Source organism: Citrobacter sp. Cpo126 (assembly GCF_030332445.1).
GTDB lineage: Bacteria > Pseudomonadota > Gammaproteobacteria > Enterobacterales > Enterobacteriaceae > Citrobacter > Citrobacter portucalensis.
The window spans coordinates 419,501-434,314 of the sequence record NZ_JAOWHT010000036.1 but is presented as its reverse complement, the minus strand read 5'-3'; the positions used below and the strand labels follow the sequence as shown (position 1 = coordinate 434,314).

At 52.9% G+C, this 14,814-nt stretch carries 13 protein-coding genes; 5 read left to right on the top strand and 8 right to left on the bottom strand.

The annotated features are described in order from the left end of the window. Positions 1-213: 213 nt before the first annotated feature. Entirely contained in the window at positions 214-342 is a 129-nt protein-coding gene (gene mntS, locus OGY17_RS16515) for a manganase accumulation protein MntS (RefSeq protein WP_003831584.1), read from the bottom strand. A gap of 186 nt (positions 343-528) precedes the next feature. Here mntS and mntR point away from each other — a divergent pair, with 186 nt between their 5' ends. Further along, the gene (gene mntR, locus OGY17_RS16510) at positions 529-1,002 is read left to right on the top strand and encodes a manganese-binding transcriptional regulator MntR (RefSeq protein ID WP_003831586.1); all 474 of its coding nucleotides are present in this window, start codon (positions 529-531) and stop codon (positions 1,000-1,002) included. Next, positions 999-2,108, top strand: coding sequence for an anion transporter (locus OGY17_RS16505; RefSeq protein WP_286607815.1), 1,110 nt, complete (start codon positions 999-1,001; stop codon positions 2,106-2,108). Before mntR ends, OGY17_RS16505 begins: the two co-directional genes overlap by 4 nt. A 94-nt stretch (positions 2,109-2,202) precedes the next feature. Here OGY17_RS16505 and ldtB read toward each other — a convergent pair whose 3' ends face one another. After that, positions 2,203-3,123 carry a L,D-transpeptidase gene (gene ldtB / locus OGY17_RS16500; RefSeq protein ID WP_008784213.1) on the bottom strand — a complete coding sequence of 307 codons (921 nt, stop codon included), beginning with the start codon at positions 3,121-3,123 and terminating at the stop codon, positions 2,203-2,205. Positions 3,124-3,355: 232 nt separating this feature from the next. Between ldtB and OGY17_RS16495 the strand changes: the two genes are divergently transcribed. Further along, positions 3,356-4,948 carry an ABC-F family ATPase gene (locus OGY17_RS16495; RefSeq protein WP_008784214.1) on the top strand — a complete coding sequence of 531 codons (1,593 nt, stop codon included), beginning with the start codon at positions 3,356-3,358 and terminating at the stop codon, positions 4,946-4,948. 78 nt (positions 4,949-5,026) lie between these two features. Here the strand turns inward: OGY17_RS16495 and OGY17_RS16490 are convergent, their stop codons facing one another. The 4 genes from OGY17_RS16490 to OGY17_RS16475 all read right to left on the bottom strand — a co-directional run bounded on the left by OGY17_RS16490 (position 5,027) and on the right by OGY17_RS16475 (position 10,819). Continuing rightward, positions 5,027-6,289 (bottom strand): DUF1479 domain-containing protein, encoded by a 1,263-nt coding sequence (locus tag OGY17_RS16490; protein ID WP_191215015.1) that lies wholly within the window; start codon positions 6,287-6,289, stop codon positions 5,027-5,029. A 152-nt stretch (positions 6,290-6,441) separates the two neighbouring features. Further along, on the bottom strand, positions 6,442-7,257 hold the full coding sequence (locus OGY17_RS16485; protein ID WP_286607812.1) for a Cof-type HAD-IIB family hydrolase: 816 nt from the start codon (positions 7,255-7,257) through the stop codon (positions 6,442-6,444). A 224-nt stretch (positions 7,258-7,481) separates the two neighbouring features. Next, a complete protein-coding gene (locus OGY17_RS16480) occupies positions 7,482-9,914 on the bottom strand; it encodes a glycyl radical protein (protein WP_212024023.1) in 2,433 nt (810 codons plus the stop codon). Between the two features lie 5 nt (positions 9,915-9,919). Next, positions 9,920-10,819 carry a glycyl-radical enzyme activating protein gene (locus OGY17_RS16475; RefSeq protein ID WP_008784219.1) on the bottom strand — a complete coding sequence of 300 codons (900 nt, stop codon included), beginning with the start codon at positions 10,817-10,819 and terminating at the stop codon, positions 9,920-9,922. A gap of 132 nt (positions 10,820-10,951) precedes the next feature. Here OGY17_RS16475 and fsa point away from each other — a divergent pair, with 132 nt between their 5' ends. After that, the gene (fsa, locus tag OGY17_RS16470; RefSeq protein ID WP_003836983.1) at positions 10,952-11,614 is read left to right on the top strand and encodes a fructose-6-phosphate aldolase; all 663 of its coding nucleotides are present in this window, start codon (positions 10,952-10,954) and stop codon (positions 11,612-11,614) included. A gap of 86 nt (positions 11,615-11,700) precedes the next feature. Here fsa and moeB read toward each other — a convergent pair whose 3' ends face one another. Continuing rightward, the gene (gene moeB, locus OGY17_RS16465; RefSeq protein ID WP_008784220.1) at positions 11,701-12,450 is read right to left on the bottom strand and encodes a molybdopterin-synthase adenylyltransferase MoeB; all 750 of its coding nucleotides are present in this window, start codon (positions 12,448-12,450) and stop codon (positions 11,701-11,703) included. After that, positions 12,450-13,685, bottom strand: a complete 1,236-nt coding sequence (moeA, locus tag OGY17_RS16460; protein ID WP_008784221.1) for a molybdopterin molybdotransferase MoeA — start codon at positions 13,683-13,685, stop codon at positions 12,450-12,452. The genes moeB and moeA overlap by 1 nt, the downstream gene beginning before the upstream one ends. Before the next feature lie 174 nt (positions 13,686-13,859). Here moeA and OGY17_RS16455 point away from each other — a divergent pair, with 174 nt between their 5' ends. Continuing rightward, positions 13,860-14,648 (top strand): aminoglycoside nucleotidyltransferase ANT9, encoded by a 789-nt coding sequence (locus OGY17_RS16455; protein ID WP_008784222.1) that lies wholly within the window; start codon positions 13,860-13,862, stop codon positions 14,646-14,648. Positions 14,649-14,814: the final 166 nt, after the last annotated feature.

Genomic DNA, 14,814 nt, shown 5'->3' with positions numbered 1-14,814 from the left:
GAGCGAGAAGAGGGATAGGGTCCGCATCCGCGAGCCGCAATATACGCAGGGCTGCGAAAAGATAGAGTGTGCGCAAGAGAAGGTCAACTACTACAAAGAAATTGTTTTGCGAGGGACGTGGCAAAACTGACAAAAAGAAGGGTTATTGAGACGAAAACCACCACCGTACCCGAATGACGGCAGGAAAATGAAGCGGCGTACCGCGACGCCGCATTATTTTTCTGAAGGTTTATCCTGCTCTGGTTTGCTGTTAATCATGTCACACAGCATAGAGATCAGCATCAACCGTACTTTAAAGGGAGAGTGACTAAACACGCGTATGCACCTCTTAAATTCATTCATGTAAACCTCCTGACTTCACAATCCCATCAGTCCTTGAGGGATGTCTTTATTATATACAGATATAGCACAGGCTATATTATATAGCTATTGCTAAAACGTTAATTTTTTGTGCCCACGCAACTCTGGTTTACAATGAGCGCTCTCTAATCAGATGCCGTTAACGCGTCACAGTAACGAGGAAGCAGAATGAGTCGTCGCGCAGGTATGCCAACAACAAAAAAAGTGACGCAATTGGTGAATGTCGAAGAACACGTTGAAGGGTTTCGTCAGGTCCGGGAGGCGCATCGCCGCGAACTGATTGATGACTACGTAGAGCTGATTTCCGATCTCATTATTGAGGTGGGTGAAGCGCGCCAGGTGGATATGGCTGCGCGACTTGGGGTTTCCCAGCCGACGGTTGCTAAAATGCTTAAGCGCCTTGCTTCAGTCGGATTGATTGAAATGATCCCGTGGCGTGGGGTGTTTTTAACCGCAGAAGGTGAACGACTAGCCCAGGAGAGCCGGGAACGTCATCAGATTGTAGAAAATTTCCTGTTGATGTTAGGCATCAGCCCGGAAATTGCCCGTCGTGACGCGGAGGGGATGGAGCATCACGTCAGTAAGGAAACGCTGGAGGCTTTTAGCCGGTTTACGCAACAGCAAGGAACTGGCTCTGAATGAGTTTTCCTTTATTACGTGCCTTACAGCGCGATCGTTTTTTCCAGCTGTTAATCATCGTTGGGGTTGTACTGAGTCTGTTCACGCCATTTACGCCCCGGTCCTGGCCAGGGGCAATTGACTGGCACACGATTATCACGCTTAGCGGGCTGATGTTACTGACCAAAGGCGTGGATCTAAGCGGTTATTTCGATGTGTTAGGGCGCAAGATGACCCGCCGCTTCAAAACAGAGCGCCAGCTGGCGATATTTATGGTGCTGGCGGCGGCGTTGTTGTCGACGTTTCTGACCAACGACGTTGCATTGTTTATTGTTGTTCCGCTGACCATCACCCTGAAAAAATTATGTGCCATTCCGGTGAATCGCCTGATTATCTTTGAGGCGCTGGCGGTAAACGCCGGATCGTTGCTCACGCCAATAGGTAATCCGCAAAACATTCTGATGTGGGGACGCTCAGGCTTATCGTTTACCGCGTTTACCTGGCAAATGGCGCCGCTTGCGGGGGCCATGATGCTGACGCTGGTGGTGCTGTGCTGGTTCAGTTTCCCGCATAAAGCGTTGCACTATCATACCGGTACGCGCGCGCCTGACTGGCAACCACGCCTGGTATGGAGTTGTCTGGCGCTGTATATCATCTTCCTGGCGGCGCTGGAGTTAAAGCAAGAGCTGTGGGGTCTGGCTATTGTGGCGGCAGGGTTCATGGTACTGGCGCGTCGCGTGATCCTCAGCGTGGACTGGACGTTGCTGTTAGTATTTATGGCGATGTTCATTGATGTGCATTTGCTGACGCAGCTCCCGGCCTTGCAGGGGATTTCCCACCAGATTGGCACGCTCTCAGCACCGGGACTTTGGTTAACGGCTATTGGCCTGTCGCAGTTTATCAGTAATGTGCCCAGTACGATTTTGCTGCTGAACTATGTCCCGCCGACGTTGCTGCTGGCCTGGGCGGTTAATGTGGGCGGCTTTGGTCTGTTGCCGGGATCGCTGGCGAATCTTATTGCGTTACGGATGGCAAACGACCGACGGATCTGGTGGCGTTTTCATTGGTATTCGGTACCGATGCTGATATGGGCGGCGCTGGTGGGGTATGGTTTGCTGCTGTTGATGTAATTGATGTGATGTGCCGGATGGCGGCTGGCGCCTAATCCGGCCTACTGCGTTGGTAGGCCCGATAAGCGTAGCGCCATCGGGCATATATAGCAGATTAGTTCAAACGAACCGGCATACCTGAACGGTTCTGTACCGCCTGCTCAACGACGGCTTGATCGACGTCAGACTGGCCGGTGATGCTGGTAATGCTCTTGGTCAGGGTAATCGGTACGATTTCTCCGCCTTCGAACTGTGCTTCAGTCGTAGACAGTGGGTTATGTACTTCGATGTAACGGCTGCCGTCTGGTTCGGTAGTGGCTTTTACCGGCTCATCAATAAACTGTACGCGGGTGCCGACTGGCACATTTTCAAACAGGAATTTGATGTCGTCGTTACGCAGACGCACGCAACCGTGGCTGACGCGTAAGCCTACGCCGAAGTTAGCATTGGTGCCGTGGATGGCATACAGGCGACCGATATACAGCGCGTACAGTCCCATCGGGTTATCCGGACCTGCCGGAACAACGGCTGGCAGCGGCTCGCCCGCAGCGCGGTATTCCGCATGCATTTTCGCCGTTGGCGTCCAGGTTGGGCCTGCTTTTTTACGTTCTACTTTGGTTGTCCAGTTGATTGGCGTGTCTTTGCCCAGCTGGCCGATACCGATCGGCAGAACAATTACGGTGTTGGTGCCTTTCGGGTAGTAGTACAGACGCATTTCAGCGCTGTTGATAACAATACCTTCATGCACGGTATCCGGCAGGATCAACTGCTGAGGAATGTTCAGCACGGTGCCGCCTTTCGGCAGGAAGGTATCCACGCCCGGGTTGGCTTCCAGCATGTTAGACAGACCCATCTGATACTCTGCCGCAAAATACTCCAGCGGTTGGGTGTTGCCTTCAGGAATAGTAATGACCTGGTTTTGGCCAATCAAACGGCTACCATCAGTCGGCAGCGGGTACGTGACGGCTGAAGCGGTATTACAAAAACCAACTATTGCGAGTGCCGCCGCGAAAAGCGTTGTTAATTTCATATTCATATTCATGTATGCGAGATTCAGTGCCAGGCAGGCTAGTGGGTTGAGATTTATGTAGTGTTGGGCACGCATTATATGTGCAATCTGAGCAACAAGGAATTCGGATGTGTACTAAATCACATTTTTTTCCTTTTGGTTTCACTTTTCCCCTTCCGCATGAAGACGCGATCTTCTTGTAGACTTATGGCATAATAAGCGGTTTGTCACATATTTCTTTCTCTTTCAGGATACGCCAGTGTTAGTTTCCAGCAACGTCACCATGCAGTTCGGCAGTAAGCCGCTGTTTGAAAATATTTCCGTCAAATTTGGCGGCGGCAACCGTTACGGCCTGATTGGCGCGAACGGTAGCGGTAAATCCACTTTTATGAAAATTCTCGGCGGCGACCTCGAACCGACGCTGGGTAACGTTTCCCTCGATCCTAACGAGCGCATTGGTAAGCTGCGCCAGGATCAGTTCGCCTTTGAAGAGTTCACCGTACTTGACACCGTGATCATGGGTCACGCTGAACTGTGGGAAGTGAAGCAGGAGCGCGATCGCATTTACGCTCTGGCCGAGATGAGCGAAGAAGACGGCTATAAAGTTGCTGACCTCGAAGTTCAGTATGGCGAAATGGACGGCTACTCTGCGGAAGCGCGTGCGGGTGAACTGCTGCTGGGCGTAGGTATTCCGGTAGAACAGCATTACGGCCCGATGAGCGAAGTCGCGCCCGGCTGGAAGCTGCGTGTGCTTCTGGCACAGGCGCTGTTCTCTAACCCGGACATTCTGCTGCTCGACGAACCAACGAACAACCTGGATATCGACACCATCCGCTGGCTGGAGCAGACGCTGAACGAGCGTGACAGCACCATGATCATCATTTCGCACGACCGTCACTTCCTGAACATGGTCTGTACGCACATGGCGGATCTGGACTACGGCGAACTGCGCGTTTATCCGGGTAACTACGACGAATACATGACGGCGGCAACCCAGGCGCGTGAACGTCTTCTGGCTGATAACGCCAAGAAGAAAGCACAGATTGCCGATCTGCAATCCTTCGTCAGCCGCTTTAGCGCCAACGCGTCTAAATCTCGACAGGCGACTTCTCGTGCGCGTCAGATTGATAAGATTAAGCTCGACGAAGTGAAAGCGTCCAGCCGTCAGAACCCGTTCATTCGCTTCGAACAGGATAAGAAACTGTTCCGTAACGCGCTGGAAGTGGAAGCGCTGGCGAAAGGTTTTGATGAAGGCCCGCTGTTTAAAAACTTCAACCTGCTGCTGGAAGTAGGGGAGAAGGTTGCCATCATTGGTGCCAACGGCGTGGGTAAATCCACCATGCTGAAAACGTTGGTTGGCGACTTGCAGCCGGACAACGGTACCGTTAAGTGGTCTGAAAACGCCCAGGTCGGTTACTACGCGCAGGATCATGAATACGAGTTCGAAAACGATCTGACTGTTTTCGAATGGATGAGTCAGTGGAAGCAGGAAGGCGATGATGAGCAGGTCGTACGTAGCTTCCTTGGCCGTCTGCTGTTCAGCCAGGACGATATCAAGAAACCTGCAAAAGTCCTCTCCGGTGGTGAAAAAGGACGCATGCTGTTCGGTAAGCTGATGATGCAGAAACCGAATATCCTGGTTATGGATGAACCGACCAACCACCTGGATATGGAATCTATCGAGTCGCTGAACATGGCGCTGGAAATGTACCAGGGCACGCTGATCTTCGTTTCTCATGACCGTGAGTTCGTCAGCTCGCTGGCAACCCGCGTGATTGAAATTACGCCGGAACGCGTAATCGACTTCACCGGTAACTACGAAGATTACCTGCGTAGTAAAGGCGTCGAATAAGTCTCCCGTCGTTCTCGTGTTACAGGTGTGATGGTTGCACCTGTAACACGAGATACTTAGGGATAAGGGGATATAAAATTAAACAATCCCCAGCGCGCGTTTACCGTGGATATTCAAATCCTCCAACGTGAAGCGTCCTTCCCAGTTAGTTTCATAATCCTCCCGTGGAAAATCACCCGGTGATGCACCTTTTTCCAGCGCGGCCTTCACTTTGTGGGCGTAGGCCAGATTCTTTTCGCACATCGGTGCGGCAGGAATGTACATCACGTTACCCCAACCCTGCTGATTTTCCACCGGTGCGACGGAGTGAATCACATCACAATGCCACCAGACGGAGTCTCCGGCGTCCAGTTGTGGAATGCTGGTTAACGCTTCAATCAGCAGAGGATGCCATTGCGTGGAAATCGGCAGCACCCGGCCGGGCGCGACGCCGCAAAGTTCATCTTCCGGCACATCGTCAAGCAATGGGCGTAAAAGCACATACGCCATCGCTTCAGGGATCGGGACCACATGCAACAATCCCTGACCTGGCAGCATATCGGACAGTGCAGTCCAGCCCTGGAAGGTACGGAATACCGAACATTTGGTGGTGTTATCCACCGTGTACTCTTCTACCTCAGTGCGATGCGCCGCCTGCCACGGATCGTAATCTTCCAGCTTGCCATTGAAAACATGAGCAAAGACCTGCTGATATGCCGGAAGAAGCCAGCGTTCCAGCGCGCCGGAATCCGTATGCGCGCCCAGCCCTTTGGACGTGGTTCCCGGCGGTCGACGGCGAATACGGTCAGGGTAAATAACGCTGATATCCGGGTTAAACCATTGTTTACCTTCGCTTGTAAAGGTCCACAAACGATTGAGGAACGACTGTGCATTGGCCATTTCTTCACTCTGGCGGGCCTGCATCTGCGCCTGGGACCAGTAGATGGGGTAGATTTCAGGCCGTGATGCGCTCAGAGTACCGAAGAAATTATCGCCGGGTCCTTTATAGACGTCGTCAAAGTGGTTGCGGTCCAGATAGTCCAGCATTGAGCTGTCCCATCCGAGAGCCTGTTCGCGAGGGAAATGACCTTTAATGACCGCGCATCCGCGACGCTTAATTTCTTCACGCTTCTCAGCACTTACGTGGCCCGCTTTGATATCTGCATAAGATATCACTGGCCACACCGGGGCACCTTGCGCTTTGAGGGCGTTGATTTCCGCCACGCGGGTGGCGATAGCATCGCTCAACTGATTGAAGATTAACTGAACATCCCCAAGCTGTGCCCGCAGTTGCTGTTTCATCTGCCGGATTGCCGCTTTGTGATCGGCGGGCAGCGTGTCGCTGGTAAAAGTAAAAGCCATATCCACCTCGCATTAACTTTCATTCGAAACTCAACTAACTTACAGGTGATAATATAAGTTAAAATTTAGTTAACGCAAGTTTAAAACTTGATGGAGTGAGCAAAATAGAAAAAGAGTGAAAACCGGGATGAGGGATACCCCGGTTGGCAGGATTAGACGTTAAAAGGGGAGGTGTTATCCAGCACAGCCTGAATTACGTTCAGCGCGCCCTGATGGTTATTGTCGTCGGTCTGATAGCGAGCAATCGCTTTGATATTCTCTGCCGCGTTGGCCATGGCGAAAGAGTAGTGCGCCATTTTCAGCATTTCCGCGTCGTTTCCGCTATCGCCAATGGAGACTACGTTTTGCGGTGACAGGTTCCAGCGTTTAAGCAGGCGGCTGATCCCGTTGGCTTTATGTAAGCCCGGAATGATCAGATCGATAAACCCGAAGCCGCTGGTGACGGGCTTCATGATGCCGTCCAGCGCAGCATGCAGGTGATCGATAACCAATGGGATTTGTTGGTCCGGTAAATTTAGCGAGAACTTGAACAGCACATCGTCGATATCCTGATAATCCTTTACGGGTTTCAGGCGATGGTAGTGTTTTGACATCAATGCGACAAAGGACTCCGGCGCATTTTCGCTAACGTAAGCGCTTTGCAGCCCACAAGCCACAAAGTTGAGCTGCTTATCTTTTAGCAGTTCACCAATGACAATACGGGATTCGTGGCGGGTAAGCTCGCCGTGAAACAGCTGTTTGCCATGTTCAAAGACCAAAGCCCCGTTCTCAGCGACAAAAGAAATTTCGTCTTTAAGCTCCGGGAAAAAGGAGATCAACTGGTAATACTGGTTACCGCTGGCCACGACAAATTCGATATTTCGTTTTTTCAGTTCCTGATACTGCGCCATAAAACGTGCACGATCGTATTTCTTGGCGTCGTCGAGAAAAGTTCCGTCCATATCGGTGACGATAACTTTGATGGTCATAAAGATAGGCTCCTGGCGATTACTGCAACCAGAAACATTCTAATAACAATGTGACCTGTAGCACAAATTTAATTTCGAATGAAAGTAAAAAGCCGGATGGTAGCTTCGCCTTACCCGGCTACGGGAAGAATCGTTGTAGGCCGGATAAGCGTCAGCGCATCCGGCAATGGGGAGGGTAGCGTGCCGGATGGCGGTGTGGAATCTCATCCGGCCGACATTATTGTTTACAGCATATGTTCAGTACGGGCGATGATGTCGTCTTGCGCATCCGGAGACAGGGCGGTGAAGAAGGCGGAATAGCCTGCGACACGCACCACCAGGTCACGATATTGATCCGGGTGTTTTTTGGCTTCCAGCAGCGTTTCACGGGAGACAATGTTGTACTGAATATGCCAGCCTTTGTGCTCTTCGAAGAAGGTACGCAGCAGGATCATCAGCTTTTGCTTATCGGATTCATTTCCCAGCGTGGCCGGGTTGAGCTTCTGATTTAACAGCACGCCGCCGAGAATCGAACCGGTAGGCAGTTTACCCACCGAACCAATTACCGCCGTTGGGCCGAGATGGTCCGTACCGGAAGCCGGGCTTGCGCCTTCTGCCAGCGGAGTGTGTGCTTTACGGCCATCCGGCGTTGCCATCGTTGCTGCGCCGAACGGCACGTTTGCCGAAATAGATGAGGTCCCGGCGTAGTAATTGCCGCCAACCGGGCCACGTCCGTAACGCGGATTATGATACTGTTTCAGTTCATCGATATAGGTCTGATAAGCGCGGGCCAGCAGCGTATCAACGCTATCGTCATCGTTGCCGTATTTCGGCGCGCCGTTGATCAGTCGTTGGCGTAACTGCTCATGGGTCAGACCGTCAAAATCATCGGCCAGCGCGGCGGCCAGCTGTTGTTGACCAATAGCGCCCTGTTCAAAGACCAGTTTCTTCACTGCTGCCAGGCTGTTACCGAGGTTGGCAATACCCACCTGCAAACCCGATACCCAGTCATACTTCGCGCCGCCTTGCTTAATGCTTTTCGCCCGTTCAATGCAGTCGTCTACCAGCGCAGAACACAGAATATCGTGCACGTTCTCTTCCAGCATGGTGTCGACGACATACTCAATTTCTATGGATTTACGCGTGTAGTAGCGGATCTGCGTATCCCAGGCATCCATCACTTCGTCGAAATTGTTGAAGTTACCAGCCGAGAGCGCTTTTTCCTGTGGCAGAAAGACTTTGCCACTGGTGGCATCGCGCCCACCTTCCAGTGCCGCCAGCATCACGCGGGCAAAGTTAATAAAGCTCATGCCGGTGCAACGGTAGCCCCATTTCCCGCCAACTGCGGTTTCGATACACCCAATGGCCGCATAGTCATAGGCATCCTGCGGTTCAATGCCCAACTTAATGAATTCCGGTATGACGATTTCATCGTTGTTAAAGGCAGGCATCCCGAAGCCGCAGCGGATCACCTGCACGCAGGCATCAAGGAAGTCATTACTCATCCCCGCGTGATAACGTACGCTCAGGTTTGGCTGCGTAGAACGCAGACGGCCACAGGACTCCAGAATCGCGTAGGAGAGCGGGTTGACGGCATCCATCGGCTGGCCGTTGACCAGGTTTTGACCACCAATGGTCACGTTCTGATACAGCGGACTGCCCGCTGAGGCTTTCGAATGGGAGCCGGAACGGATTTTATTCACTTCCAGCAGTTTCAGCCAGCAGCTGTGCAGCAACTCAATAGCGTGCTCACGATCCAGACTCTGGTTCAGCTCGACGTCGCGACGATAGAACGGGTAGAGGTATTGATCCATACGACCAAACGACACCGAGTGACCGTTTGATTCAATTTGCAGGATCAACTGGATGAAATAGCACAGCTGCAGCGCCTGCCAGAACGTTTTTGGCGGCTCATGAGCGATCACATCGCAGTTTTCCGCCATGGTCAGCAGTTCATCTCGACGGCTGGTGCGGGTTTCCGTGGACGCCATTTTACGCGCCAGCGCGGCAAAGCGCTCAATGTGCAGACTGACGGCTTCCAGCACGATATCAATCGCTTTCAGGAACTGATCGCCATGGAGGTCTTCCAGACATGTCAGATTGATGCGGGAGCGACGTTCATCGACTTTGTGACGCAGGCCGTCGAGACCTTTTTCCAGCAGCAGCGGGAAGTTTACCGCCAGGTGTGCGTCGCCGGAGGTCATGTTACCTTCGGCTTTGATAATACCGGTTTCCAGCAGCCCTTTCTGCTCATCAGTGAACATCCCGTAGCAGCGATCCTGCACGGTTTGACCACGCCACCATGGGCACACCTCATGCAATACACGTTTGTTCTCTTCGCTTACCGCAAAGCCTGCGCCCGGTCTGTCGGCGAGGTCGTCGATCTCTTTTTCAATCCAGGAGACGGTGTATTCCGGGAAGATAGGCGCGGCACGCACTTCGCTTGCCTGGTTACCAATGATCAGTTCGTCATGTTTGATCCAGATGGTGCGTTCCGCCAGATGATGGGCTAGCGCCAGTGCGCGACGTACCGGGATAGGCTTATCCAGGTGTTGCTGATACATCTCGGTATAGTGCTGGGCGCGCTCGGTACAAACCGGTGGTTTCACGATGTGGATCAGGGCCGTTTTATGCGCTTTGATACGGTCGCTGAGTGTGTCCAGTTTCAGAGTGGTCATGGCAATTATCCTCGTAGGGTCGCAGTTAAACCTTTAAGGCTGGCGTACTGCTGGGCAAATTCGAGCAGTGCTGGCGCATCAAGCGGTTTATCCGGTGCGTTGTAGGGTTGACTGAGTAAGTGGTATTTGTTGATGCCCAGGGTGTGGTAGGGCAAGAAATGGATCTCACCGACGTGAAGCTCATCGGCGGCAAAATCGGTAATGGCCTGAATAGCAGCTTCGTCTGCGTTAAATCCCTGAATCAGCGGTACGCGGATAATCATTTTTTTACCGGCGGCAGCCAGTTTTTTTAGATTTTCCAGTACGCGAGAGGCACGCCCATCGGTCCATTGTTTAAACGGCGCATCTGCAACGTGTTTTAGATCTGCCAGAAACAGATCGACGTCAGGTAATGATGGTTCAATATACTTCCACGGGACATGCAAACAGGTTTCCACTGCGGTATGAATGCCTGCGTCGTGGCTGGCTTTGAGCAAAGCAGCTGCCAGCTCTGGCTGCATAAACGGTTCACCGCCGGACAGGGTGAGGCCTCCGCCACTGCGGTCGTAAAACGGTTTATCTCGCAATACGGTGGCCATGATATCGTCCACGCTTTTTACCTCTCCGCAGACGGTTAACGCCTGAGTCGGACAGCAGTCGGTCAGTACGGTGAGAGCGTCATCGGTCAGTTTTTCGCGATGAATAAGTAATCCGCCCAGCGCCCGTTCAATCACCGCGGGTGCAGCCTGAGCACAGAGATCGCAACCGTCGAGGCACAAACGCGCGTCATAAAGCAGGTCCTGCGTGCGGGCGCGGCTTTCCGGATTCTGGCACCACCGACAGCCCAGGGAGCATCCCTTAAGGAACACCACGGTACGAATACCGGGGCCATCATGCGTGGAGTAGCGCTGGATATTGAAAATCATAAGCGACCTCTTTTCTTTCGTATAAAGATTAAATTACTTTCGAATGAAAGTTATATTGACATGCGTCAACTAACCGTGAGGTTTCGCCGTGCTACCTTTTATTCATGCTAATTATTCGTTTGAGGAAAGGTTATGGAACTCTATTTAGATACGTCTGATGTTGATGCGGTAAAAGCTCTGGCGCGCATTTTCCCGCTGGCAGGGGTGACCACTAACCCGAGCATTGTGGCGGCAGGGAACCAGACGCTGGAAGTACTACTGCCGCAACTGCAGGAAGCGATGGGAGGGCAAGGGCGTCTGTTTGCTCAGGTGATGGCGACCACCGCCGAAGGGATGGTCAGCGATGCGCGTAAGCTGCGGGCAATCATTGCTGATATCGTGGTCAAAGTGCCGGTGACAGCAGAAGGTCTGGCGGCTATAAAATTGCTGAAAGAAGAAGGGATCCCGACGTTGGGTACTGCGGTATACGGTGCAGCTCAAGGGTTATTGGCTGCTCTGGCGGGTGCGGAATACGTTGCGCCATACGTTAACCGCGTGGATGCGCAAGGAGGGGATGGCATTCAGACGGTGACCGACCTGCAGACGTTACTGAAAATGCATGCCCCGCACGCCAAAGTACTGGCAGCCAGTTTTAAAACACCGCGTCAGGCGCTGGATTGTCTGCTGGCGGGCTGCGAGTCCATCACGCTACCGCTGGACGTTGCTCAGCAGATGATTAGCTCTCCGGCGGTTGATGCTGCCGTCGCGAAGTTTGAGCACGACTGGCAGAGCGCATTCGGTCGCACGTCGATCTGATGCTGTTGCCGGGTGGTGCTAACGCTTACCCGGCCTACGTTCGAGCCGTTGTAGGTCGGGTAAGGCGAAGCCGTCACCCGACTTTTTTACCGACTACAAACCTCACACCCCGGGTTGCGCATCAGCTTCATTTCGCGAAACTGGCAGGTCATGGCATCGTACATGACGATTTTTCCGGATGCCGGTTTACCGTAGTTTGTCAGTAGCTTAATGGCTTCCATCGCCTGTAACGATCCGATCACGCCGATCAGCGGGGCCATCACTCCGGCTTCTACGCAGGTCAGGGCATTTTCACCGAACAGACGACTCAGGCAACGGTAGCAGGGCTCACCGTCCTGGTATGTAAATACGGTAATTTGTCCTTCCATGCGAATAGCTGCACCAGAAACCAGCGGGACTCTGGCGGCAAAACATCCGGCATTCAGCTGATTGCGGATGCTGACGTTATCCGTACAGTCCAGCACCAAATCGTGTTCGGCAATAAGCGCGTGAATCTCGCTATCGTCAAGCAGCGCATTCACCGGCGTAATAGCGATATAAGGGTTAATCCGCGCCAGCGCGTCACGGGCGGATAGCACTTTGGGTTGCCCGACGGTTGCATCGCTGTGCAGCGTCTGGCGTTGGAGGTTCGACACGGAGACCGTGTCAAAGTCGAGCAGCGTTAAATGCCCGACGCCAGCGCCCGCAAGGTACTGGGTTGCTGCGCATCCCAGCCCCCCCAGACCAACGACCAGTACCCGCGCATCTTTGAGCGCTTCCTGACCTTCGAAATCGAAGCCGCGCAGAATGATTTGCCGGTTATAGCGCATCATCTCCTGGTCGCTGAGTTCTGCCATTACAGGCCTCCAAACAGTGCGTTAAACGGCTCGACCTCAACCCATTCTCCGGCCTCAACGTTACCGCGATCGCGCTCCAGCACGATAAAGCAGTTGCCCTGGCTAAAGGAGCTAAAAATATGCGAGCCCTGGTGTCCGGTGGTGGTGACTTCCAGTTCGCCTTCCGCGGTACGCTGCAATACACCACGTTGAAAATCCAGACGCCCTGGCGTTTTCTTCAGGCGTGAGGCTGTGCGCACGCGCTGGCGCGGAGGTAACCCACAGGCGGTGTTGCCGCTGAGTTTCGCCAGCAGCGGTTGCACCAGTTGATAAAAGGTGAGGGCCGCAGAAACCGGATTACCCGGCAGGCCGCAAAACCAGCTGTTGCTCAGTTTACCAAACGCGAACGGTTTACCGGGTTTGATGGCCAGCTTCCAGAAGGCAATTTCTCCCAGCTCTTCCAGAATGGTTTTGGTGTAATCCGCTTCGCCTACCGAAACGCCACCAGAGCTGATGACGACATCGGCCTGGCTGTCGGCTTCGATAAACGCGGCCCGCAGCGCGTTGGGATCGTCGCGAATAATTCCTAAGTTGATCACTTCGCAGCCCAGCTGCTGCAGCATCAGGTGAACGGTCAGACGGTTTGTATCATAAATCTGCCCGTCGCCCAGCGGTTGACCCGGCAGTTGCAGCTCATCACCGGTGGAAAACAACGCCACGCGAACTTTGCGAACGACCGGTACTTCGGCAATGCCGAGCGAGGCCAGAACCGGAAGCTCGGCGGTTGTCAGACGAGTTCCGGTGGGGAATACCACCGCGCCGTTTGCGATATCTTCACCGCGCAGACGAATATTTTGTCCGCTGCGGACCTCGGCGGTAAAACGCACACCGTCGTCAGTTTGTTCCGTTTGCTCCTGCATCACCACCGCTTCACAACCGGCAGGCACCGGGGCACCGGTCATAATGCGGATGCAGGTTCCCGCAGGCCACTCGCCGTGGAATGGTTGACCAGCAAAGGCTTTGCCAGCCACCGCAAGAGGCTGGTCTGATTGTAAATCGGCTAATCGCACCGCATAGCCATCCATTGCCGAGTTATCGAATCCCGGCACATCAATCGGGGAGATGACGTCGGTGGCCAGAATGCGGCCAAAGCATTGAACCAGCGGCAGCGTTTCGACGGCGGTGAGTGGGGTAATACGCGAAAGCATCTGAGAGAGAGCCGTTTCAAGCGGCATCAGTCCGGCGGTAAATTCCATGAGAAGACTCCTGCGGGGCAAAATCGAATCCGCTCATTATGTCAGAAAATGGACGCGGACAGTATGCTACCTCAGGCTTAGGATCCGATCTGAGACAGGTTTTCTGCCAGAGAATAGCGCTACAGGAAAAATGCAGTATAGACTCATTATTTCTGCTTTTTTCCAGGAGGCTAAATGGCTGCGACTATCCCGAATTCAATTCGACAACAGGTGAATGCCGCCAGTGCACTGATTGCGCGGATTATAGAGGGCGACCTGGTTGCTGTTCATTTGTATGGCTCTGCTGTTGAAGGTGGCTTAAAGCCCCAAAGCGATATCGATTTACTGGTTACCATTAGGCAGCCACTGAATACCCGGCAAAGAAAAGATCTGATGCAGGGTTTTCTGGAAATATCAGCACCGCCTGGCAGCGTTGATAGCTATCGGGCGCTGGAAGTGACCATTGTGGTCAATTCACAACTTGTGCCGTGGCGATTCCCACCGTCAAGAGAAATGCAATTTGGCGAATGGTTGCGTGACGGTATTCGCGCGGGAATTGTTGAACCGAGACAGGTGGATCCTGATCTTTCGATCCTGCTGACCCAGGCCCGGCGCGCCAGCGTAGCGTTGTTCGGTGAACCCGCTGAGACGTTATTCAACGTCATCCCTTTTAGCGATGTCGTGCAAACGTTTCGGCATATCCTTGATATGTGGCAGAAACCGGGCGATTTAGAGGGTGACGAGCGAAATATCATCCTTACTCTGGCGCGTATTTGGTACAGCGTAGTTACGGGCAATATTGTCGCTAAAGATGAAGCTGCCTCCTGGCTTATACCGCAATTACCCGATGAGTATGCTGATACGCTGCAAGCCGCACGTGCAGAATACCTGGGGTTAACCAAAAAGAACTGGGCTGCGTCTATGCCATCTGTTGAACGCTTTGTGTTTTATGCAAAAAAACAGATTGCCGATCGGCTTGAATAATATATTCAACGATGTTGGAAGATACTCTTTCTGTTTAACTCATCTAAATAACCTGATGGGATGGGGCGTGAGGTACGGGCCTTAACCTTTACATGACGTCTGCATCTTTCTATATTCAAAAATCGAATCAATAAGTCACAGAAATTCTGATATTTATAACCCCGGT